Raw genomic sequence first — 21,384 nt, forward strand, 5'->3', positions numbered from 1 at the left:
CAGCCACTCGATGGACGGTGGATGAGCATGGACAAGGTCGTCTCCAGTGCTGCCGAGGCGGTGGCCGACATCGGCTCAGGCTCGACCCTGGCCGTGGGCGGGTTCGGCCTGTGCGGCGTGCCGATCAAGCTGATCGACGCGCTGCTCGCCCAGGGCGCAGACCGGCTGACCACGATCAGCAACAACTGCGGGGTCGACGACGCCGCCCTCGGCGTGCTGCTCTACGCCGGGCGCATCGCCAAGACGATCTCCTCCTTCGTCGGCGGCAACAAGGAGCTCGCCCGGCTCTACCTGTCCGGTCAGCTGGACGTCGAGCTCACCCCGCAGGGCACCCTCGCCGAGCGGCTGCGGGCCGGCGGCTGCGGCATCCCCGCCTTCTACACCCCGACCGGGGTCGGGACGATGGTCGCCGACGGTGGCATCCCGGTCCGCTACGACGCCGAGGGCACCGTGGTGGAGACCTCGAAGCCCAAGGAGGTCCGCGAGTTCGACGGCGTCCAGTACGTCCTGGAGACCGCGTTGACCGCCGACTTCGGCCTGGTCCGCGCGGCGGTCGGTGACCGGCACGGCAACCTGGTCTTCCACGAGTCGGCGCAGAACTTCAACCCCCTCGCCGGGATGGCCGGGACGGTGACCATCGCGGAGGTCGAGCGACTCGTGGAGCCCGGTGAGATCCCCCCGGAGTCGATCCACCTGCCCGGCGTCTTCGTCCAGCGCGTGGTCGTCGTCGGCCCCGAGGGCAAGGACATCGAGAAGCGCACCACCCGCCCCCGTCCCGTCGCTGCCGAGGAGAACTGACGTGGCACTCACCCGTGACCAGCTCGCCGCCCGCGTCGCCCTGGACCTCGAGGACGGCCAGTACGTGAACCTGGGCATCGGCATGCCGACCCTGGTGCCCAACTTCATCCCCGCCGGCGTGCACGTGGTGCTGCAGTCGGAGAACGGCGTCCTGGGCGTGGGGCCCTACCCCTTCGAGGGCGACGAGGACCCGGACCTGATCAACGCCGGCAAGGAGACGATCACGCTCCAGCCCGGTGCCTCGTTCTTCGACTCGGCGCTGTCGTTCGGGATGATCCGCGGCAAGCACATCGACGTCGCGGTGCTGGGCGCCATGCAGGTCAACCCGCGCGGGGACCTGGCCAACTGGCTCATCCCCGGGAAGATGGTCAACGGCATGGGCGGCGCGATGGACCTGGTCCACGGCGCGCGCCGGGTGGTCCTGATGATGGAGCACGTGGCCCGCGACGGGTCGCCCAAGCTGGTCGAGGAGTGCACGCTCCCGCTGACCGGCAAGGCCTGCGTCGACCGCGTCGTCACCGACCTCGCGGTCGTCGACGTCACCCCGGCCGGGTTCCTCCTCCGGGAGACCGCGCCGGGCGTCAGCATCGAGGACGTGGTCAGAGCGACCGGCGCAGCGCTGAGGATCGCCGACGACGCGCGAGAGATGACCCTCCCTTAATCCTCCGTCCGGTCGGTAGGGGAGCCGCCGACCGGACGGAGGAGGACAGTCAGACGGGTTCAGCCACCAAGAACGACTGAGCGCCGAGCACCTTCCAGGCCAACGGGAACTTCAGGTATGCCTTGACCAGCCCGATGGACTGGGGCAGGCGGCTCTTCGCTGTGTACGGCAGGAATCGATCCACGAGGTGAGTGAGCTTGAACCCAGTCAGGTTGAAGGCCTCGACAAGCGCCCGGTCGTCGACCGGGGTGATGTGGTCGAAGAACATCCAGTAGTCCTTGGCGCAGAACCGGACGTTGGGCTGCAGGATGAGGAACTTGCCGCCCGGGCGGAGCACTCGCCGCACCTCGGTCATGACCTTCAGGATGGTCTCACGGTCGATGTGCTCGAAGAAGTTGCTCACGAAGACGACGTCCACCGAGTCGTCCGGGACCTCGGTCATCTCATCGGCGCGGCCGATGATCGTCCGGACGCCGGGCCCCGCGTGATCGACCAAGGCCGGGTTCAAGTCGATTGCGATCCGCTCGCGCGCTTCGATCGCGTTCACGAAGTCACAGGTGCCCGCAGCCACATCGAGGACGGTGGACGACGGGTCCACCCACTTCTGGAAGAACTCGCGGCACAACAGCGCCCACATGTCCCGCCGGAATGCGTCCTCTCCCGAGAATCGTTCTCCGTACAGCGCGCGCATCTGCTCGCCCTGGTCGCTGGTCGTCACGGGTGGAACCTTTCGTCGCGGTCAGGTGCACGGTCTACGCAGACCTTAGACACGAGCCCGGCGCCTCGGTGGGACGCTGTGGACTGTTCCGTCCCACGCTCACCACGAGCACGCCGAGGAGTCATTCTTCACCTCCGGGCGCCCCTCGTGCGATCAACGCAGGAGGTTCCGCGCGATGACCATCCGCTGGATCTGGTTGGTGCCCTCGTAGATCTGCGTGATCTTGGCGTCGCGCATCATGCGCTCGACCGGGAAGTCCTGGGTGTAGCCGGCGCCACCGAAGAGCTGGACGGCATCCGTGGTGACCTGCATGGCCACGTCGGAGGCGAACGCCTTGGAGGACGCGGACACCATGGTCAGGTCAGGTCCGCCGGTCTCCCCGCGGGCGGCTGCGACGTAGACCAGGTGGCGGGCCGCCTCGATCTTCATCGCCATGTCGGCGAGCATGAACTGCACGCCCTGGAAGTCCGAGGTGCTCTTCCCGAACTGCTTGCGCTCCTTGGTGTAGCCGATCGCCGCGTCCAGCGCACCCTGGGCGACACCGACGGCCTGCGCACCGATCGTGGGCCGGGTGAAGTCCAGCGTCTTGAGGGCGGTCTTGAAGCCCGTGCCGGGCTCGCCGATGATGCGGTCGGCCGGGATGGTGCAGTCGGTGAAGTGCAGCTCGCAGGTGGGCGAGCCCTTGATGCCCATCTTGCGCTCCTTGGCGCCCACCTCGAAGCCCGGGTCGTCGCGGTGGACGACGAAGGCGGAGATGCCGTTGGCACCCTTCTCCGGGTCGGTGACGGCCATGACCGTGTACCACTCGCTGATGCCGGCGTTGGTGATCCAGGCCTTCGCCCCGTTGAGCACCCAGGAACCGCCGTCCAGGCGGGCCCGGGTCTTCATCGCGGCAGCGTCCGAGCCGGCCTCCCGCTCGGAGAGCCCGTAGCTGATCATCGCGTCGCCGGCGGCGATCGAGGGCAGCACCTTCTGCTTGAGCTCCTCCGACGCCGACAGGATCACCGGCACCGACCCGAGCTTGTTCACCGCGGGGATCAACGAGGCGCTGACGTCGACCCGGGCGACCTCCTCGATGACGATGCAGGTCGCGATGGCGTCCGCACCCTCGCCGCCGTACTGCTCCTCGATGTGGGTGGCGTGGAAGCCCGCCGCCGTCAGCGCCTTCTGGGCCTCGATCGGGTAGCGCGACTCGGCGTCGCACTCGGCAGCCCACGGGGCGATCTCCCGCTCGGCGATCTCGCGGACCGCCTCACGGATCGCGACGTGCTCTTCGGTCAGTGCGTACAGCCCGCCGGCGTTGTTACCCACGGGTACAGGTTAGGTGCCGTTCACCTCACGGAGAAGAGAGCCGGTCCTGCAGCTGCGCGTCGCGGGCCTCGACGGATGCCGCGAGGTCGGCCTGGAACCGCTCGACCCGGTCGCGGAGAGCAGCGTCGGAGGCCGCCAAGATGCGGACGGCGAGCAGACCGGCGTTCCGCCCGCCGTCGATGCTGACCGTCGCCACCGGCACCCCGGCCGGCATCTGCACGATGGACAGCAGGCTGTCCACGCCGTCCAGCCGGCCCAGTGCCCTCGGGACGCCGATCACCGGCAGCGGGGTCGCCGCGGCGATCATCCCGGGCAGGTGCGCCGCTCCCCCCGCGCCCGCGACGACCACCCGCAGGCCCCGGCCCGCAGCGGCCTCGGCCCAGTCGAGCATCCGGCGGGGCGTGCGGTGCGCGGAGAGGACGTGCGCCTCCCACGGGACGCCGAACTCCTCCAGCGCACGCGCGGCGGGCTCCATCGTGGGCCAGTCGGAGTCACTGCCCATCACGATGCCGACGATCGGGTCGCTCATCCGGTGCTGCTCCTCGGTGCTCGCGTGCGGGGTGCCGGTCACGGGTCAGTCGTGCTCGGGGAAGGCGAACGCCGGGTCGACGACCCCGTCGGCCAGGTAGCGGGCGGCGGCCACCGCACGGGCGCGGACCTCCTCCAGCTCGGCACCGAGCGCCGTCACGTGACCCAGCTTGCGGCCGCGGCGCTGGCCCTTGCCGTACCAGTGCAGCTTCACGTCGGGCCAGTGCGCCATGAAGTGGTGGATGCGCTCGTCCAGGCCCGGCCCCGCCCAGTCCTCGTCGGCGGCGTCCCCACCCAGGACGTTGGCCATGACGACGACGGGTGCGGTCATCGCCGTCGATCCCAGCGGGTAGTCCAAGACGGCGCGCAGGTGCTGCTCGAACTGGCTGGTCCGCGCGCCCTCGATGGTCCAGTGCCCGGAGTTGTGCGGCCGCATGGCCAGCTCGTTGACCAGCACGCCGTCCGGGGTCTGGAAGAGCTCGACGGCCAGCATCCCGACGACGCCGAGGCGGTCGGCGATCCGGACGGCCATCTCCTGCGCGGCGGTGGCCAGTTCGTCGTCCAGACCGGGGGCGGGGGCGATGGCCTCGTTGCAGACGCCGTCCCGCTGGACGGTCTCGACGACGGGGTAGACCGCGACCTGTCCGAAGGGCGAGCGCGCCACCTGGGCGGCGAGCTCGCGGACCATCTCCACGCGCTCCTCGGCGAGCAGCGGTCCGTGCTCCGTGAGCAGCGCCGCCGCCTCGTCCACCCCGTCCACGACGAAGACGCCGCGACCGTCGTAGCCGCCGCGCGGGGTCTTGAGCACGACCGGCCAGGCGTTCGCCTCGGCGAAGGCCGACACCTCCGCCGGGGTGCGCACCTCGCCCCAGGCGGGTTGCGGCTCCCCCGCCGCGGCCAGTGCGCGCCGGAGCACCAGCTTGTCCTGGGCGTGCACCAGGGCGTCGGGGCCGGGGGCGACCCGGTGCCCGGCCTCCTGGAGTGCGTGCAACAGGTCGGTGGGCACGTGCTCGTGGTCGAACGTGACGACGGTGGCCCCGTCGGCGAGGGCCAGGAGGTCGTCGAGGCTGCGGTGGTCACCCAGCCGGACGTCACCGGCGACGAGGGCTGCGGACTCCGCCGGGTCTGTGGCGAGCACCCGCAGGGACTGTCCGAGGGCGATGGCCGCCTGGTGGGTCATCCGGGACAGCTGGCCGCCCCCGACCATCGCCACGACGGGCAGACCGAGCTCACGTCCACCCGGCCGTGTCGGGGTCCGCTGTTCAGGCATCGGCGGTGGCACTGATTTCCGGCATGCGTGAGCGGCCCATGGTCAGGAGCGACAGGAACACCGAGTTGAAGACGACCTGGAACCCCAGCACGAGACCGATCAGTGCTGCGAGGACGAGCCGGACCTGGTGATCGACCTCGAGTTGCCCCAGGCCGGCCTGGCCCCAGTTGGCGAAGCTCACGACGACACAGACCAGCCCGATCACGACCAGCAGGAGGCCCAGCAGCAGCGATCGCTCCAGGGAGGCCCATCGGACGAATCGGAAGACCCGTTCGTCCTTGGGCAGGAAACCCTCACCCATGGCATACACCTTGAAGAGCAACCAGAACACCACGGCTTGGGAGCCGATCAAGAGAGCAGCCGTGCTCAGACCGAGTGCACCGAGGTCCAACACCACGTCCCCGAGTCGCACCGGGCCGCCGAGCAGTCCCACGACGCCGATGAGACCCACGAGGGCCGCCACGAAGCCCGGGTAGAGGAACACCCATCTCGGGGCGAACATCATGAGAAAGCGGAGATGACGCCACCCGTCGCGGAAGCTGCGCAGGTGCGGGGGCCTGCTGCGGCCATCGCGCGAGAGCGTCGTGGGGACCTCGGAGATCGTGCGCCCCGCCAGCGTGGACCGCACGACGATCTCACTGGCGAACTCCATGCCCGTCGTGTGCAGGTTGAGTTCGAGCAGCGATTGCCGTCGGAACCCTCGGAGCCCGCAGTGGAAGTCACGGATGTCGGTCTTGAAGAACAGGCGACCGACGTAGGACAACACGGGATTGCCGATGTACTTGTGCAGCGCCGGCATCGCCCCGTCTTCGATCCCGCCGGCGAAGCGGTTGCCCATGACCACGTCACTGCCGGCACGCAACTCGTCCAGGAAGGGCTGCAGGGCGGTGAAGTCGTAGCTGTCGTCGGCATCTCCCATGATCACGTAGGTGCCGCGCGACGCTCGCACGCCTCCCAGGAGAGCTCGCCCGTAACCCTTCTCCGGGATGTCCACGACTCGGGCGCCCTCGGCCACCGCTATCGCCTGCGAGCCGTCGTTGCTGCCGTTGTCCGCGATGACGACCTCACCGACCACCCCGGACTCCCGGAGAAAACCACGCGCCTTCCTGATGCACGTGGCCAGCGTCTCAGCCTCATTGAGACACGGCATCACGATGGACAGTTCCACCGTCTGGCCGCTCGTCGTGGGCAAGTCGTCGATCGAAGACACGTGACTCCTCTGAGGACATGAGACTGAGGGTGAGGAGGATGGTTGCGCTGAAGAAGAACAGGAGCAGCAGGAAGACCGGTACCGGCGGTTGCCAGGGGCCGCCGAAGACGTCGAGCGACGAAGTCGGGTCACCCCCCACTGCGTTGCGCCGCAACGCCCAGTAGAACGACGCACCGTGTCCCAGGGTCGCCAGCGCGCTGACAGACCGTCGAACTCGCAGTCGCCACGCGGGCGGAAGACCGATGTCGCCACAGGCCAGGACGGCAAGGACAGGGATGCCGACCACCAGCGGCAGGATGTAACGCCCCTGCCAGACCGGGCCGACGTCGGAGTAACCCCTGGCCTCGAGGACTGCGGGCACAGCCAGGACCAGGGCCACGAGCAGCACGAGGGCGATGACCAGACGTGGAGTGGCCAGCACGACCACGACTGCCAGGACACTCCCCCCCAGCAGGGTCCAGGCCACGAGGGTCACCAGGGGGGCGGGCGTGTCGAGCCACCCGAAGTCGCCTATCAGCTGGTGCAGCCAGTACGGCGTGGAGAAGAAGGCGTACTTGAGCCCCTGCTCGAAGCTGGTCCCCGGGACTCCCGTTCCGTACAGCTCCAGGGATCGCGAGAGGACGGTCCACGACGCCGAGGCCCCGCTCAAGGCAGTGGTGGACACGACCGCCACCCAGAAGGTCTTGCGCGCAAAAAGCGGACGCCACTGTGGCCGCTGGGTCGAGACGAGCGCGATGGCCACGATCAGCAGGAGCCACAACGGCGACAGGGAGCGGGTCGTCACCAGGGCCCCGGCGGCCACCCCGAGAGCCACGAGGTCCCGATTCCGCAAGGTCGCCGAACAGCGCAAGGTGTAGAGGGCGAGGATCCACACCGCGAAGGCGCTGGCGATCTCCACCGAGTTCACGTTCACGGTCCCGCACAGGAAGAAGACCATCGGCGTCAGTGCGGTGATGATCCCGAGGCCGGCGATCTCGGGCCGCACCAGTCGGGTGAGGTAGACGCTCCCCAGCGCCAGCAGAGCCGCGCACATCGCAGCACTGAGCAGCCGCATCGCGTACACCACCGACCAGTCGGCGGAGAAGAGCGTGGGCCAACCCACGAGGAAGTAGTAGACGGGGTTGTACCTGGCCATGCTCTGAGCGACAGCCGGCTCCAGGCGTGGGTCCTCCGTCGGCTCGACGGCACACGCAGCCGTCACCGCCGGCTGGAAGGCGAAGCACCCCACCTGCTCTGCCGCAGCAGCGAGACTGGCAGGCACCGGGATGAGTCCCAACGCGAGATCCGTCCCATCGGCCGGACCGGCGTACCCGTGCGCCACGGACGCGGCCCGGAAGACGTGACCCGTCTCATCGGGCGAGCCGAAGAGGGGCGTTCCGATGGCCCAGGCCGCAGACACCGCCCAGTACAGGATGAAGAACGCGAGGAACGGCCGACGCAGGAGTTGCCTCGCCCCCCGGGCGGACCGGAGGCGGAGCCCCGTCCTCGCGAATGCTGTCACGGCCGCGATCCGGCAGGCGACCGCCGCGCGCATACGACTGCACCGCTCGCGCGCCAGGGTCCGGTGCTGTGGGATCCGGCTGCCACCATGAGTGTGACTTTCTGCTGAGGCGGCCGGGACACAGCGAGAGAGGCTACCGGTTGCGCCGACGGCCCGGACCGCCCCGCTCACGTCGGTGGACGGCAGACGCCCGCTCAGGTGGACCGGGTCCCCTCTCGACGGCCCGGCCCCTCCCCACGGATCAGGGGCATGGACACGGACGAGGTGGCTCCAGGCGCCGTCAGGCCGCCAGCGACGACCCGTCCCGGCCCGCCACCACCTCGACCCGGCTGGGGATCCGCGCCCGGAGCTCCTCCACGTGGCTGATGACCCCCACGGTGCGGCCGCCACGGCGCAGCTCGTCCAGTACACCCATCACCGCGTCCAGGGCGAGCGGGTCGAGGGTGCCGAAGCCCTCGTCGACGAAGAGGGTGTCGATGCGGACGCCGCCGCTCTCGGCGGTGACCACGTCGGCCAGGCCCAGGGCGAGGGCCAGTGAGGCCATGAAGCTCTCCCCGCCGGACAGCGTCTTGGTGGGCCGACGGACGCCGGTGTACTCGTCCAGGACGTCGAGACCCAGTCCGCCGCGGGCGCCGTTGCGGCCGGCCACGTCGCTGTGCAGGAAGGTGTAGCGGCCGCCGGACATGTCCTGCAGCCGGCGGCTCGCGACCTCGGCGACCTGCTCCAGGCGGGCGGCCAGCACGAAGGACTGCAGACGCATCCGCAGCGTGTTCGAGCCCCGGCCGTTGACCAGGTCGGCCAGCGTCCCGACCCGCTCCACCCAGCTGCGGCGTTCATCCAGGTCCACCCGGGCCGCCGTCAGCTCACCGGCCAGCGCCTCCAGCTCGGTGACCCGACGGTGGGCGTCCCGGGCCTCGGCCACGGCGGCCTCCCGTTCGGCGGTCGCGGCCCGGCAGGCCTCCTCGCGGGCCGGCACGTCGGGGCGGGGACCGAGGTCGGCCAGCTCGGGCTCGGCCAGCACGGCCGTGGCCAGGGCCAGCGCCTGGTCGTGGGTCCGCAGCGTGGTGGCCGCACGGGCGGACTCCCCGCGGTCCAGGAGGCCACCCGCGGCCTCGGCGACGTCGGCGAAGCCCTGCTCCCCGGCCCGCTCGTCCAGGCGGGCGGTCGCCTCCAGCAGGGCGGCCCGCGCCGTGACCTCGGCGGTCTGGGCGTCGACGGCTGCCTCGCACAGCTCGGCTGCGCGGGTGTGGTGCCGGAGGGCCGTCGCCAGGTCCGGGTGCCCGTCGGCGGCCGCATCGAGCTGGGTGCGGAGGTCGGTGAGCGCGTCGGCCGCGGTGGCCAGGACCGCACGCTGCCGCTCCAGCCCGGCACGGTCGGCCATGACCTGGTCGGCGGCGACCTCAGCCTCTGCGACCACGTCGGCCAGCAGCTGCCGGGCCCGCCCCAGGGACGACGCGAGTCCACGGGCGACGGCGAGTGCCTCCTCGGCGACCGCCAGCTGAGCCGCCTGGGCCGCCGCCGGGACGTCCCCGGCCAGTGCGGCAGCGGCGGCACGGGTGGTCTCCAGACGCTGCAGCTCCGCCCGGGCGGTCTGCTGCACGGTGTCGGCCGCGGCCACGGCCCGGCCGGCCTGCTCCTCCGCCTCCGCGGTCACCGAGCCCGCCGTGCCGCGGGCCGGCGCCGGGTGCTCGACCGAGCCGCACACCGGGCAGTCCTGACCGTCGACCAGGTCGGCGGCGAGTTCGGCGGCCATCCCGTCCAGCCGGGCGGTCCGCAGGTCCGCGGCGCGCTCCCGGGCATCCAGCCAGGCCGAGCGCGCCGCGGCGAGCCGCTCCTCGGCCGACCGCACACGGGGGGCGGTGGCGTCGACGTCGCGGGCGGCCCGCAGGGACGTCGTCCACCGGGCCACCTCGACCTCCCGGCCCGGGAGCTCGGCCTGCCCCCGCTCCGCAGCGGTCACCGCCGCCTGGGCCGCGGCGCGACGGTCGGGCAGGTCCCGGGCGGCCGCCTCGGACCTCGCGATGCGCTCCTCGAGCTCGGTCACCGCACGGGCCAGCCGCGGTACCTCCCGGCCCAGCCGGTCACAGCGGTCGACGTCGGGCAGCAGGCCGCGCAGCACCGCGGCCTGGTCCCGCAGCGCCCGCACGGTGAGGGTGTCGGCGGGGCGCCCGTCGGAGACGCGCGACCAGGCCCGGGTGGCCCGGGTGGACCGGTCCTCGGCCTGCTGGTGGGCCAGGGCCGCCCGCCCGGCCGCCTCCAGGGCATCGCGCAGGGGCTCGGCCCGCTGGCCCGCCTCCCAGCGCAGGCGCAGCGGCGCGAGCGCCCCCTCCTCGGCGGTCGCCCGGCCCAGGTCGGCCCGGGCCCGGTCGCGGCGGTCGTGCCGGTCGGCTGCCGCACGGGCCGCGGCCAGCTCCCCGTCCGTGGCCGTCACGCCTGCCGCCGCCCGTCCTGCCCGCTCCGCCGCTGCGACGTCCCGGGCCCGGGCAGACCCGCGGACCTGGCCGACCCACCGGTCGGCCCGGACCCCGGCGGCACCGAGCAGGTCGGGGGCCAGCTCCTCGGGCACGTCGACGTCCGCGGTCTGCGCGACGCGGGCCAGCAGGGTGGACAGCTGCGCCCGGGCCACGTCGACGTGCTGCTGGGCCAGTCGGCGCTCCTCGGCCAGCCAGTCCTCGGCGCGGGCGAACCGGTCGACGTCGAAGAGGGTCCGCAGCAGCCTGCTGCGGTCCTCGGGTTCGGCCCGCAGGAACCGCGCGAAGTCTCCCTGCGGCAGCAGCACGACCTGGCAGAACTGCTCGGCGGACAACCCGAGCCGGGTGCGCAGGTGCTTGGACCCCTCGTCGATGCGGGTGCTGACCGGCTCCCACCCGCCCGGGGTGAGGCGCTGGACGAGCAGCTTGGCCTGCTCGGTGGTGACGCCGGCGCCCCGCTTCTTGGGGCGCTGCTGCTCGGGGCTGCGGGTGACCAGCAGCCGCTCCTCCCCCAGCGTCAGCTCGCACCGGACCTCGGTGCGGGTGCCGGCACCGGCGTGGTCGCTGCGCAGGCGCTTCTCCTCCCCGCGCGCCCCGGGGACGGTGCCGTACAGCGCGAAGACGACCGCGTCGAGCAGCGTGGTCTTGCCTGCACCGGTCGGGCCCCACAGCAGGAACAGGCCGTCCCGGCCGACGTCGTCCAGGTCGACGGTGACCGTGTCGGCGAAGGGGCCGAAGGCGCTCACCGACAGCGAGTGCACCCTCATCGGGCTGCCTCGTCCCGGTCCAGCACGGTCAGCGCCCGTCCCAGCAGCTCTTGCTCGGAGGGCAAGGCGCCCACGCCGCGGACGTGTCGCACGAACTCGCCGGCCACCTCGAGGTCCGACCGCCCGCGCATCCGGTCGGTGTAGCTGAGCCCGTCGGCCACCGACCCCGTGCCCGCCCACTCCAGGTGCACGCAGTGCGGGAAGCGGGCCTGCAGCCGGCGCATCGGGTCGGCCGGGCGGACGCCGTCGGTGAGCCGGGCAGAGACGAAGTGGTCCTCGGCCGCGGTGTACGACGGGTCCGCGAGCAGCTCGCCCAGCTCCCCGGTGAGCACGGACAGCTCGCGGGGGACCGGCAGCCCCACCGCCCGGACGTCGGCCAGGCCGCCGGCGTCCAGGTCGACCAGCCACACGGACTTCTGCTGGCCCGCCTCCCCGAAGGAGTAGGCCATCGGTGAACCGCTGTACCGGAGCCGGGGGGTGAGCGTCTGGGGGCGGTGCAGGTGGCCCAGCGCCACGTAGTCCACGCCGTCGAACACCGACGGGCCGACCAGGTCGACCCCGCCCACGGCGATGTCCCGCTCGGAGTCGCTGGGCTCGCCCCCACCGACGAAGGCGTGCGCCAGGACCACCGACCGCGCACCGGGCCGGAAGTAGAGGTCCGACCGCACCCGCTCCATGGCCGCGGACAGCACGGCCTGGTGCGAACGCCCGACGTCCACGCCCAGCTGGTGCCGGGCGACCTCGGGCTCCAGGAAGGGCAGCCCGTAGACGGCGACCTCGCCGTGCTCGTCGACCAGGAGCACGGGCTCGTCCAGGGCCGGCGTCGAGGCGCGGACGTGGACGCCGGAGACGGCCAGCAACCCGGAGGCGAAGCCCAGCCGCCGGGCGGAGTCGTGGTTGCCCGGGGTCAGGACGACCGTCGCGCCCGCGGCGCGCAGCCGCGAGAGCACCCGGTCCAGCACCCCGGTCGCGTCGGCGGAGGGCACGGCGCGGTCGTACACGTCACCGGCGACCAGGACGACGTCCACCCGCTCGGCGCGCACGACGTCGGCGAGCCCGGAGAGCACGGCCTCCTGCTCGGCGAGCAGGTCGGTCCCGTGCAGGGACCGCCCCACGTGCCAGTCCGAGGTGTGCAGCAACCGCATGGCCCCGACGCTAGGCGGACCCTCCGACATTCCTCGACCGGGGCCGGACTCGTGGGGCCGGTGGGGTCAGCGCTGCGGTGGGACCGACCCGGTCTCGCCGCGGTAGTACTGCCCGATGTACCCGGCGCTCTCCTGCGCCCGACGGTCGGCGTCCTCCTCGACCATGTGGTTGAGCAGCTGCTGCACGCCCTCGGAGTCCGGGATGGCGGAGAACACGGTGGAGCCGCCCTCGCCGGCGGTCTCGATGGTCAACGTGCCGGAGTTGATGATCCGGTCCCACAGCGTCTGGCTGTAGGAGACGTCGGTGATCCGGGACAGGCCGAGGTCGCGACCGGTGCGGGACAGGATGCCGACGCGGTAGAGCAGCCGGTGCGTGGTGATCACGTAGTGGGTCGTCCGCCACTTCAGCAGCGGGACGACGACGAACGCGACCCCGAGCACCACGGCGGCCACCACGACCACCAACCGGTACACGCCCTGGTTCGACCCCGCCGGGATCATCGCCGCGCCGAAGGACCCCAGACCCACGAGGACCAGGAACAGCACGACGGGCCAGAAGACGGTCAGCCAGTGCGGGTGCAGGTGCCGGACGACCTCTTCGTCGTCGGCCAGCAGCTTGTCGGGGTACGCCACGGCGACAGGATGACCGACGCGCGCCCCGCCGTCACGACCCGGCGGCGCGCGGCCGCACGTGTCGCACGTCGCCGGCGGCCAGGTCGACCCGGCCCTCGGGGGTCGCGACGACCAGCCGCCCGTCCCAGTCGACGGCCTCGGCCACACCCTGCAGCAGCTGCCCGTCGGGCATCGTCACGGTGACCTCGAGGCCGACCGTGGAGCACCAGGCCAGGTAGTCCCGGGCCAGGCCGGAGGACACCGGGTCCCCGGCGTGCTCGACCCACGTCCGGTAGCGCGCCTCGAACGCGCGCAGGTAGGCCAGCAGGACCGGTCCCCGGTCGACCGCGCGACCGGTGGCCAGGGCCAGCGACGTCCCGGTGTCGGGGAGCTCGTCGGCGCGGGTGGACACGTTGACCCCCACCCCGACGACGACGGCCGGGCCGCTGGCCTCGGACAGGATGCCGGCGAGCTTGCGGCCGTCGGCGGCGAGCAGGTCGTTGGGCCACTTCAGCGAGGTCGGGACGACGTCGGACAGCGACTCGGCCAGCGCCACCCCCGCCAGCAGGGACAGCCAACCCCGCCGGGCCGCGGGGACGTCGGGGCGCAGCAGCACCGACACCGGGATGCCGGCCCGCGGCGGGGAGGTCCAGACCCGGTCCAGGCGACCGCGTCCGGCCTGCTGGTCCTCGGCCACCAGCACCAGGCCCTCGGGCTCGTCGGCGGCGGCCCGGGCGACCAGCTCGGCGTTGGTGGACCCGACCGCGGGCAGCACCTCCACGGTGCGCCACATCGACCCGTCGCGCCGGAGCACCGCGGTGAGTGCGGCGGCGTCCAGTGCGGGGCGGTCCAGGTCGGACCAGCGACCTGTGGAGTTGTCGGACACGTCACCTACGCTACGGCGCTGTGACCACGGCTGAACTCGGCAATGCCGGCGAGGACGTCCCGGCGGACATCGACATGCACACGACCGCCGGCCGGCTGGCCGACTTCGAGCGCCGCCTGGACGAGGCGGCGCACGCGGGCTCCGACCGGGCCGTGGAGAAGCAGCACGCCGCCGGGAAGATGACGGCGCGCGAGCGGATCGAGGCGCTGCTGGACCCGGGCTCGTTCACCGAGCTCGACGAGTTCGCCCGGCACCGGTCGACGAACTTCGGGATGGACGCCAAGCGCCCGTTCGGGGACGGCGTCGTCACCGGCTACGGCACCGTCGACGGCCGCCCGGTCTGCGTCTTCTCCCAGGACGTCACCGTCTTCGGCGGCAGCCTCGGTGAGGTGTACGGGGAGAAGATCGTCAAGGTCCTCGACCTCGCGGTGCGCAACGGCTGCCCGATCATCGGCATCAACGAGGGCGGTGGCGCCCGCATCCAGGAGGGTGTCGTCTCCCTCGGGTTGTACGGCGAGATCTTCCGGCGCAACGTGCACGCCTCGGGCGTCATCCCGCAGATCTCGCTGGTCATGGGCGCCGCGGCCGGTGGGCACGTCTACTCCCCCGCGCTGACCGACTTCATCGTGATGGTCGACGAGACCAGCCAGATGTTCATCACCGGCCCGGACGTCGTGAAGACCGTGACCGGTGAGGAGGTGACGCTGGAGGAGCTGGGCGGCGCCCGCACGCACAACACGAAGTCCGGCGTCGCGCACTACCTGGCCTCCGACGAGGCCGACGCCCTGGACTACGTCAAGGCGCTGCTGTCCTACCTCCCCAGCAACAACCTGGACCCGCTGCCGACCCTGGAGGTCGCGCCGGTCGACGTCGCACTGCCCGAGGCGGTCAGCGACCTGGACGCCGAGCTGGACACGTTCGTCCCGGACTCGGCGAACACGCCCTACGACATGCACACCGTCATCGAGCACGTCGTCGACGACGGCGAGTTCCTCGAGGTGCAGCCGCTCTTCGCGCCCAACATCCTCATCGGCTTCGGCCGGGTCGAGGGCCGCCCGGTCGGCGTCGTGGCCAACCAGCCCACCCAGTTCGCCGGCACGCTGGACATCGACGCCAGCGAGAAGGCCGCCCGGTTCGTCCGCACCTGCGACGCCTTCAACATCCCGGTGCTCACCCTGGTCGACGTGCCCGGCTTCCTGCCCGGCACCTCCCAGGAGTGGGACGGCATCATCCGCCGCGGCGCCAAGCTGATCTACGCCTACGCCGAGGCCACCGTCCCGCTGGTCACCGTCATCACCCGCAAGGCCTACGGCGGCGCCTACGACGTCATGGGCTCCAAGCACCTGGGCGCCGACGTCAACCTGGCCTGGCCCACCGCGCAGATCGCCGTCGTCGGGGCGCAGGGCGCGGTCGGGATCCTCTACCGCAAGGAGCTGGCTGCCTCCGACGACCCGGACGCCCGCCGAGCCGAGCTCATCACCGAGTACGAGGACACCCTCGCCAACCCCTACATCGCCGCCGACCGCGGGTTCATCGACGCGGTCATCCCGCCCTCGCACACCCGGGTGCACGTCACCCGTGCGCTCCGCCTGCTGGCGAACAAGCGCCAGACGCTGCCGCCCAAGAAGCACGGGAACATCCCGCTGTGAGCGAGCCGGTCCGCCCCCTGCTGCGGGTCGTGCGGGGTGAGCCCTCGGCCGAGGAGCTCGCCGCGCTCACCGTCGTGGTCGCGGCGCTCTCCCAGCGCCGCACCCGCAGGCGCCCCGCGCCGGTGGGCGCCTGGGCGTCCCGCCGCGACGTCGTCCGGACGCCGGCGCAGGCCGGTCCGGGCGGCTGGCGCGCCGCGGGACGGCTCTCGTGAGCCGCCGGCTGGTCCTGGGCTCGGCGTCCCCGGCCCGGCTGCAGCTGCTGCGCCAGGCCGGTCTCTCCCCCGAGGTGGTCGTCTCCGGCGTGGACGAGTCGACGATCCGTTCCCCGCGGGTCGGGGAGCTGGTGGCCCTGCTGGCCGCAGCCAAGGCCCAGGCCGTGGCCAGGCAGGAGACCGACGCCCTGGTGATCGGCTGCGACTCGCTGCTGGAGTTCCGTGGCGAGGCCATGGGCAAGCCCGCGGACGCCGCCGACGCCCGGCAGCGGTGGCGCCGGATGGCCGGTCGCAGCGGCACGCTGCACACCGGCCAGGCGCTGCTGGACGTGCGGGCCGGGTCGGTGTCCCGCCGCGACGTCGCCGTCGCCTCCACCACGGTGCACTTCGCGTCGCCGTCGGAGGCGGAGATCGAGGCCTACATCGGGACCGGCGAGCCGCTCCAGGTCGCCGGCGCCTTCACCCTCGACGGGCTGGGCGGTCCGTTCGTCCGGCGGATCGACGGTGACCCCTCGGCCGTCGTCGGGCTGTCGCTGCCGCTGCTGCGCGAGCAGCTGGGCAAGCTCGGGCTGACCGTCGTCGACCTCTGGGACCGCTGAACGACGACCGTCGGGTCTCAGCGCAGGCCGCTGCGGGCCACACCCTCCACGAACTGCCGCTGGAAGACCGCGAACACGGCCAGGATCGGCAGGGTCGACAGCAGTGCCATCCCCATCAGCGCCGGGTAGTCGGTGCCGTACTCCCCCTGCAGGAACGCCAGCCCGATCGGGACGGTGAACAACGCCTGGTCGTTGAGCACGATGAGCGGCCAGGCGAACTCGTTCCAGCGGTACATGAACGTCAGGATCACCAGCACCGCGATCAGCGGCCGGCTCATCGGCAGCACCACCGACCAGAAGACGCGCAGGTGGCCGGCGCCGTCCAGGCGGGCCGCCTCGAGCACCTCGTCGGGGATGCCGAGCATGAACTGCCGGCACAGGAAGATGCCGAAGGCCTCGGCGGCGCGCGGCACGATGACGGCCCAGTAGGAGTCGACCCAGCCCAGCCCGGCCACCAGCTGGAACTGCGGGATCATCACGACCTGCACCGGGATCATCAGGGTCGACAGGATGACCACGAAGACCGCCTGCCGCCCGCGGAACCGGTACTTGGCCAGGACGTAGCCGGCCAACAGGTTCAGCGTCACCGACAGCGCCATCGCCACGACCGCGATGGCCAGCGAGTTCAGGTAGAAGGTGCCGAACGGGAGCAGCTCGAACGCCCGCCGGAACCCGTCGAGGGTGGGCTCCTCGGGCCAGAACCGGAGGGGTCCGCTGGTGAGTGCGCCCCCGCCGGAGAACGCCGTCACCAGCATCCAGTACAGCGGGAACAGCATCACCAGCGCGCCCAGGACGAGGGCGACGGCCCGGCCGGACAGCCAGCCCGCTCCCCCACGCTGGCGCCGTTGGGCAGGCGCCGGGCGGGTGGCCGGGCGGTCCTCGGTGGTGGTCACTGCTCGGCCTCCGTCGCCTTCTGCCGACGCCACCACAGCGCGGTCAGGACGGCGATCACCAGGTAGGTGACCACCCCGATCGTGGCGGCGTAGCCCTGCCGCCGGGCGTCGAAGCCCTCGGCGTAGGCGTAGGTCACCAGCATCTCCGTGGAGTTGCCCGGCCCGCCGCCGGTGAGCACGTAGACGATGTCGAAGACCTGGAAGCTCTCGATGACGCCGAGCACGACCAGGAAGACGGTCGTGGGCTTGAGCAACGGGACGACGACGTACCAGAGCCGCGACCACCGCCCGGCGCCGTCCATCTGCGCCGCCTCCAGGTACTCGGCGGGGATGGACTGCAGCCCGGCCAGGTAGACGACCATGCAGAACCCGACCTTGGTCCACACGCTGATCAGCACCAGCGAGGCCATCGCCGCGGTCCCGTCGGACTGCCAGGCGATGCCGTCCATGCCGACCGAGCGGAGCAGCCGGTTCACCACGCCGACGTTCTCGTTGAAGATCCAGCGCCCGGCGATGGCGATGACGACGCCGCTGATCACGTAGGGGACGTAGTAGACGGCCCGCAGGAAGCCACGACCGCGCAGCGGCTTGTCGATCGCCAGCGCCACCCCGAGCCCGAGGACCAGCGACAGCGGGACCGTGAGCAAGGCGTAGACCCCGGTGTTCAGCGCCGAGCGCCAGAAGGTCGAGTCCCCGGCGAGCTCGGTGTAGTTGTCGGCCCCGACGAACTCGCGGGGACCGAAGCCGGAGGAGCTGTAGAGGGAGAGCCAGACGGTCGCGATCAGCGGCAGCAGCAGGAAGACGCCGAAGACCAGCAGGTTCGGCAACAGCAGACCCCAGGCAGCAGCCGACTCCCGCCAGGCACCGCTGCGTCCCGTCCGGGACCGGGGCGGGTCGGGCACCGGTGCGGTGACGGCGGCCGGCGCAGCGGTCGTCACGACAGCCGCCCCTCGACGTCGGCGGCCAGGTCCTCGAGCACCTGGGCCGGGTCGTCGCCGCCGAGGAACGCCTGTTCCAGGCGGTCGACCAGGGAGGCGTTGACGGCGTTGAACTGCGGCACGGTCACCTGGGCGGACAGCCCCGGGGTGATCGTGGTGGCCTGCTCCACGAAGAGCTCCATCAGGTCGGGACGGACGGCGTAGTCCAGGGTCTGGCCCAGCAGCGACGTCCGGGTGGGCAGCACGACGGCCTGCTCGCAGAACAGCGCCTGCGCCTCGTCCCCGGACAGGAAGGCCAGGAAGTCAGCAGCCGCCTCGGCGTTCACCGACTGGGAGGTGGCGACGACGGCATTGCCCCCCAGGTCCGCCGACGCCGTCTCGTCCCGGGGCAGGAACGTCGCGCCGTAGGAGCGTCCCGAGCCGGTGAACTCCGGGTCGATCGTCGGGAGCAGGAAGTCCCCGGCGAAGACCATCCCGATGGTGCCGGCGGTGAACAGCTCGTCGACGTAGGAGCCCTTGGTGGACGTCGTGGGCGGCACCAGGCCCTCGGTGAAGAAGGACTGGGTGAGCGCGAGGGCGTCCCGGGCGGCCCGGCTGTCGATGGCCGGTGCGGTGAGGTCGTCGGTGAGCAACCGGCCGCCGCGCTGGTCGACCCAGTTCAGCCAGCGGTAGGCGCCGGCCAGCTGCCAGTTGACGCCGAAGGCGTACTGGCTCTCCCCGGTCGGCAGGGACGCCGCGACCGACCGGAACTCCTCCCACGTCCAGGCGTCGTCCAGGCTGGTCGGGAGGCGGGCCCCGGCGGCCTGCAGCGCCTGGGTGTCGTAGAGGACCAGGGAGGTGTCGGTGTGGTGCGGCACGCCGAAGACGCGGCCCTCGGACCGGACGGCGGACACGAACGCCTCACCGAACCCGTCCAGGAACCCGCCCGGCAACCGGTCGGTGAGGTCGAGCAGGGCGCCGCCGGCGGCGTAGATGCCGATGTCCTGGTAGGTCACCCGGAACAGGTCCGGCGCGCGGTCGCTGGCCAGGTTGGCGTCGATGCCGGTCAGCGCCTCACCGAAGGGCACCACGTTGAACACCACGGGGACGCCGCTGGTCGCCGTCCACTGTTCGGCGATGGTCTGGAACGCGGTCAGTTCCGCCTCCCCGGCCCAGAGCGTGAAGCTCAGCCGGCCCTCCCGGCTGGCCGAGCCGTCACTGCCGCGCAGCCCGAAGCCGGTGCCGCAGCCGGACAGGGCGAGGGCACCCGCCCCGGTCGCGGCCAGGAAGGCCCGGCGAGACAGTCCTTCCGCTGGCCCGTGAGGGCTCCGAGGTCGCAACGGCACAGTGAGACCCTGGGGTCCGGTACGCCCTGCCGCGACTCGATCTTGGTGTGCTGGCTACAGTCCGACCGTTCTCATCGAGGAGGCTGTGCACTGTGCAGAAGGTCCTGATCGCCAACCGCGGCGAGATCGCCGTCCGCGTCGCCCGCGCCTGCAAGGACGCCGGACTCGCCTCCGTCGCCGTGTACGCCGACACCGACCGGGACGCCCTGCACGTGCGGGTGGCCGACGAGGCCTTCGCCCTCGGCGGGACCACGCCCGGTGAGTCCTACCTGGTCATCGACAAGATCCTGGACGCCGCCCGGCAGTCCGGCGCGGACGCGGTGCACCCCGGCTACGGCTTCCTCTCCGAGAACGCCGACTTCGCCCAGGCCGTGCTCGACGCCGGGCTGACCTGGATCGGCCCCTCCCCCGCAGCGATCATCGCGCTGGGCGACAAGGTGCAGGCCCGGCACATCGCCACCGAGGTCGGTGCACCCCTGGTGCCCGGGACGAAGGACCCGGTCGCCGGGGGCGACGAGGTGGTCGCCTTCGCCGAGGAGCACGGGCTGCCGGTGGCCATCAAGGCCGCGTTCGGCGGCGGCGGCCGTGGACTGAAGGTGGCCCGCACCATGGAGGAGATCCCGGAGCTCTTCGACTCCGCGGTGCGCGAGGCGGTGTCCGCCTTCGGGCGCGGCGAGTGCTTCGTGGAGAAGTTCCTGGACCACCCGCGGCACGTCGAGGCGCAGGTGCTGGCCGACACGCACGGCAACGTCGTCGTCGTCGGCACCCGGGACTGCTCGCTGCAGCGCCGCAACCAGAAGCTGGTCGAGGAGGCCCCCGCGCCGTTCCTCACCGACGAGCAGCGGGCCCGCATCCACTCCAGCGCCAAGGACATCGTCCGGGCCGCGGACTACGTGGGCGCCGGGACCGTCGAGTACCTGGTCGGCGTCGACGGCGACATCTCCTTCCTGGAGGTCAACACCCGGCTGCAGGTCGAGCACCCGGTCAGCGAGGAGACCTCGGGGATCGACCTGGTCCGCCAGCAGTTCCGCATCGCCGACGGTCTCCCCCTGGAGATCACCGAGGACCCCGAGCCGCGCGGTCACAGCTTCGAGTTCCGGATCAACGCCGAGGACGCCGGCCGCGGCTTCCTGCCCGCCCCGGGCCCCGTCACCGGCCTCTCGGTCCCGCAGGGCCCCGGCGTGCGCTGGGACTCCGGCGTCGTGCTCGGCGGCGAGGTCGCCGGTGCGTTCGACTCGATGCTGGCCAAGCTGATCGTCACCGGCGCCACCCGCGCCGAGGCCCTGGACCGGGCCCGCCGCGCCCTGGACGAGCTCGAGGTCGACGGCATGGCCACGGTCATCCCGTTCCACCGCGCCGTCGTGCGCGACGAGGCGTTCACCTCCGAGCCGTTCAGCGTGCACACCCGGTGGATCGAGACCGAGTGGGACAACCAGGTCCAGCCCCACGGTGCCGCGGCCGACGCCGACGAGCCCGAGGAGCGGCAGACCGTCGTCGTCGAGGTCGGCGGTCGCCGGCTCGAGGTCTCCCTGCCGGCCGGCCTCGCCTCCGGCGGTGCCCCGGCGGGTGCTGCCGCCAAGCCCCGCAAGCGCGGTGGCGGAGCCGGTGGCGCCGGCGCCTCCGGTGACTCCCTCACCTCCCCGATGCAGGGGACCATCGTGAAGGTCGCCGTCTCCGACGGGGACACCGTCGCCGTCGGAGACCTCGTCGTCGTCCTGGAGGCGATGAAGATGGAGCAGCCGATCACCGCGCACAAGGCCGGCACGGTGACCGGGCTGTCCGCGGAGGTCGGGGCGACCGTGACCAGTGGTGCGGTGCTGTGCTCGATCGCGGAGGCGGCGACGGCCTGACGGACAGGGTCCACTCCAGCTGGGAGTGGACCCAGAACCG

The 21,384-nt window shown here is 72.2% G+C and carries 19 protein-coding genes; 6 read left to right on the forward strand and 13 right to left on the reverse strand.

The features are described from left to right. Window positions 1-21: 21 nt before the first annotated feature. Together AC0IVP_RS03520 and AC0IVP_RS03525 are read left to right on the forward strand one after the other, a co-directional pair. On the forward strand, window positions 22-798 hold the full coding sequence (locus AC0IVP_RS03520) for a CoA transferase subunit A (protein WP_471754607.1): 777 nt from the start codon (window positions 22-24) through the stop codon (window positions 796-798). 1 nt (window position 799) lies between these two features. Further along, window positions 800-1,459, forward strand: coding sequence for a CoA transferase subunit B (locus tag AC0IVP_RS03525; RefSeq protein WP_471754609.1), 660 nt, complete (start codon window positions 800-802; stop codon window positions 1,457-1,459). A gap of 49 nt (window positions 1,460-1,508) precedes the next feature. Here AC0IVP_RS03525 and AC0IVP_RS03530 read toward each other — a convergent pair whose 3' ends face one another. The 10 genes from AC0IVP_RS03530 to AC0IVP_RS03575 all read right to left on the reverse strand — a co-directional run bounded on the left by AC0IVP_RS03530 (window position 1,509) and on the right by AC0IVP_RS03575 (window position 13,878). Then, on the reverse strand, window positions 1,509-2,177 hold the full coding sequence (locus AC0IVP_RS03530; protein WP_471754611.1) for a class I SAM-dependent methyltransferase: 669 nt from the start codon (window positions 2,175-2,177) through the stop codon (window positions 1,509-1,511). A gap of 153 nt (window positions 2,178-2,330) precedes the next feature. Continuing rightward, window positions 2,331-3,488, reverse strand: coding sequence for an acyl-CoA dehydrogenase family protein (locus AC0IVP_RS03535; protein WP_471754613.1), 1,158 nt, complete (start codon window positions 3,486-3,488; stop codon window positions 2,331-2,333). A gap of 25 nt (window positions 3,489-3,513) precedes the next feature. After that, entirely contained in the window at window positions 3,514-4,059 is a 546-nt protein-coding gene (gene purE / locus AC0IVP_RS03540) for a 5-(carboxyamino)imidazole ribonucleotide mutase (RefSeq protein WP_471754615.1), read from the reverse strand. A gap of 3 nt (window positions 4,060-4,062) precedes the next feature. Continuing rightward, window positions 4,063-5,286, reverse strand: coding sequence for a 5-(carboxyamino)imidazole ribonucleotide synthase (locus AC0IVP_RS03545; protein ID WP_471754617.1), 1,224 nt, complete (start codon window positions 5,284-5,286; stop codon window positions 4,063-4,065). After that, complete coding sequence (locus AC0IVP_RS03550) at window positions 5,279-6,496, reverse strand: glycosyltransferase family 2 protein (protein WP_471754619.1); 1,218 nt, start codon at window positions 6,494-6,496, stop codon at window positions 5,279-5,281. The genes AC0IVP_RS03545 and AC0IVP_RS03550 overlap by 8 nt, the downstream gene beginning before the upstream one ends. Continuing rightward, window positions 6,420-8,030 carry a DUF2142 domain-containing protein gene (locus tag AC0IVP_RS03555; protein ID WP_471754621.1) on the reverse strand — a complete coding sequence of 537 codons (1,611 nt, stop codon included), beginning with the start codon at window positions 8,028-8,030 and terminating at the stop codon, window positions 6,420-6,422. Before AC0IVP_RS03555 ends, AC0IVP_RS03550 begins: the two co-directional genes overlap by 77 nt. A 247-nt stretch (window positions 8,031-8,277) precedes the next feature. Then, complete coding sequence (locus AC0IVP_RS03560; RefSeq protein WP_471754623.1) at window positions 8,278-11,235, reverse strand: AAA family ATPase; 2,958 nt, start codon at window positions 11,233-11,235, stop codon at window positions 8,278-8,280. After that, complete coding sequence (locus AC0IVP_RS03565) at window positions 11,232-12,380, reverse strand: exonuclease SbcCD subunit D (protein ID WP_471754625.1); 1,149 nt, start codon at window positions 12,378-12,380, stop codon at window positions 11,232-11,234. The genes AC0IVP_RS03560 and AC0IVP_RS03565 overlap by 4 nt, the downstream gene beginning before the upstream one ends. A gap of 66 nt (window positions 12,381-12,446) precedes the next feature. Then, window positions 12,447-13,013, reverse strand: a complete 567-nt coding sequence (locus AC0IVP_RS03570) for a PH domain-containing protein (protein WP_471754627.1) — start codon at window positions 13,011-13,013, stop codon at window positions 12,447-12,449. A 31-nt stretch (window positions 13,014-13,044) separates the two neighbouring features. Further along, entirely contained in the window at window positions 13,045-13,878 is an 834-nt protein-coding gene (locus AC0IVP_RS03575; protein ID WP_056288886.1) for a biotin--[acetyl-CoA-carboxylase] ligase, read from the reverse strand. 20 nt (window positions 13,879-13,898) lie between these two features. Here AC0IVP_RS03575 and AC0IVP_RS03580 point away from each other — a divergent pair, with 20 nt between their 5' ends. Genes AC0IVP_RS03580 through AC0IVP_RS03590 form a run of 3 tightly spaced genes read left to right on the forward strand, consistent with a single transcriptional unit; the run spans window position 13,899 to window position 16,338 of the window. Further along, a complete protein-coding gene (locus AC0IVP_RS03580; RefSeq protein ID WP_235564361.1) occupies window positions 13,899-15,527 on the forward strand; it encodes an acyl-CoA carboxylase subunit beta in 1,629 nt (542 codons plus the stop codon). After that, on the forward strand, window positions 15,524-15,739 hold the full coding sequence (locus AC0IVP_RS03585) for an acyl-CoA carboxylase subunit epsilon (RefSeq protein ID WP_471754629.1): 216 nt from the start codon (window positions 15,524-15,526) through the stop codon (window positions 15,737-15,739). The genes AC0IVP_RS03580 and AC0IVP_RS03585 overlap by 4 nt, the downstream gene beginning before the upstream one ends. Beyond that, window positions 15,736-16,338: a Maf family protein gene (locus AC0IVP_RS03590; protein WP_471754631.1), complete on the forward strand. Its 603-nt coding sequence runs from the start codon at window positions 15,736-15,738 to the stop codon at window positions 16,336-16,338. Before AC0IVP_RS03585 ends, AC0IVP_RS03590 begins: the two co-directional genes overlap by 4 nt. A 17-nt stretch (window positions 16,339-16,355) precedes the next feature. Here AC0IVP_RS03590 and AC0IVP_RS03595 read toward each other — a convergent pair whose 3' ends face one another. Genes AC0IVP_RS03595 through AC0IVP_RS03605 form a run of 3 tightly spaced genes read right to left on the reverse strand, consistent with a single transcriptional unit; the run spans window position 16,356 to window position 19,494 of the window. Further along, window positions 16,356-17,231: a carbohydrate ABC transporter permease gene (locus AC0IVP_RS03595; protein WP_056288897.1), complete on the reverse strand. Its 876-nt coding sequence runs from the start codon at window positions 17,229-17,231 to the stop codon at window positions 16,356-16,358. After that, window positions 17,228-18,169 carry a carbohydrate ABC transporter permease gene (locus tag AC0IVP_RS03600; protein ID WP_471754633.1) on the reverse strand — a complete coding sequence of 314 codons (942 nt, stop codon included), beginning with the start codon at window positions 18,167-18,169 and terminating at the stop codon, window positions 17,228-17,230. The genes AC0IVP_RS03595 and AC0IVP_RS03600 overlap by 4 nt, the downstream gene beginning before the upstream one ends. Continuing rightward, window positions 18,166-19,494, reverse strand: a complete 1,329-nt coding sequence (locus AC0IVP_RS03605) for an ABC transporter substrate-binding protein (protein ID WP_471754635.1) — start codon at window positions 19,492-19,494, stop codon at window positions 18,166-18,168. Before AC0IVP_RS03605 ends, AC0IVP_RS03600 begins: the two co-directional genes overlap by 4 nt. Before the next feature lie 92 nt (window positions 19,495-19,586). Between AC0IVP_RS03605 and AC0IVP_RS03610 the strand changes: the two genes are divergently transcribed. Further along, window positions 19,587-21,344 (forward strand): acetyl/propionyl/methylcrotonyl-CoA carboxylase subunit alpha, encoded by a 1,758-nt coding sequence (locus AC0IVP_RS03610; protein WP_471754637.1) that lies wholly within the window; start codon window positions 19,587-19,589, stop codon window positions 21,342-21,344. Window positions 21,345-21,384: the final 40 nt, after the last annotated feature.

The sequence above is a fragment of the Klenkia sp. AC732 genome, assembly GCF_979256525.1.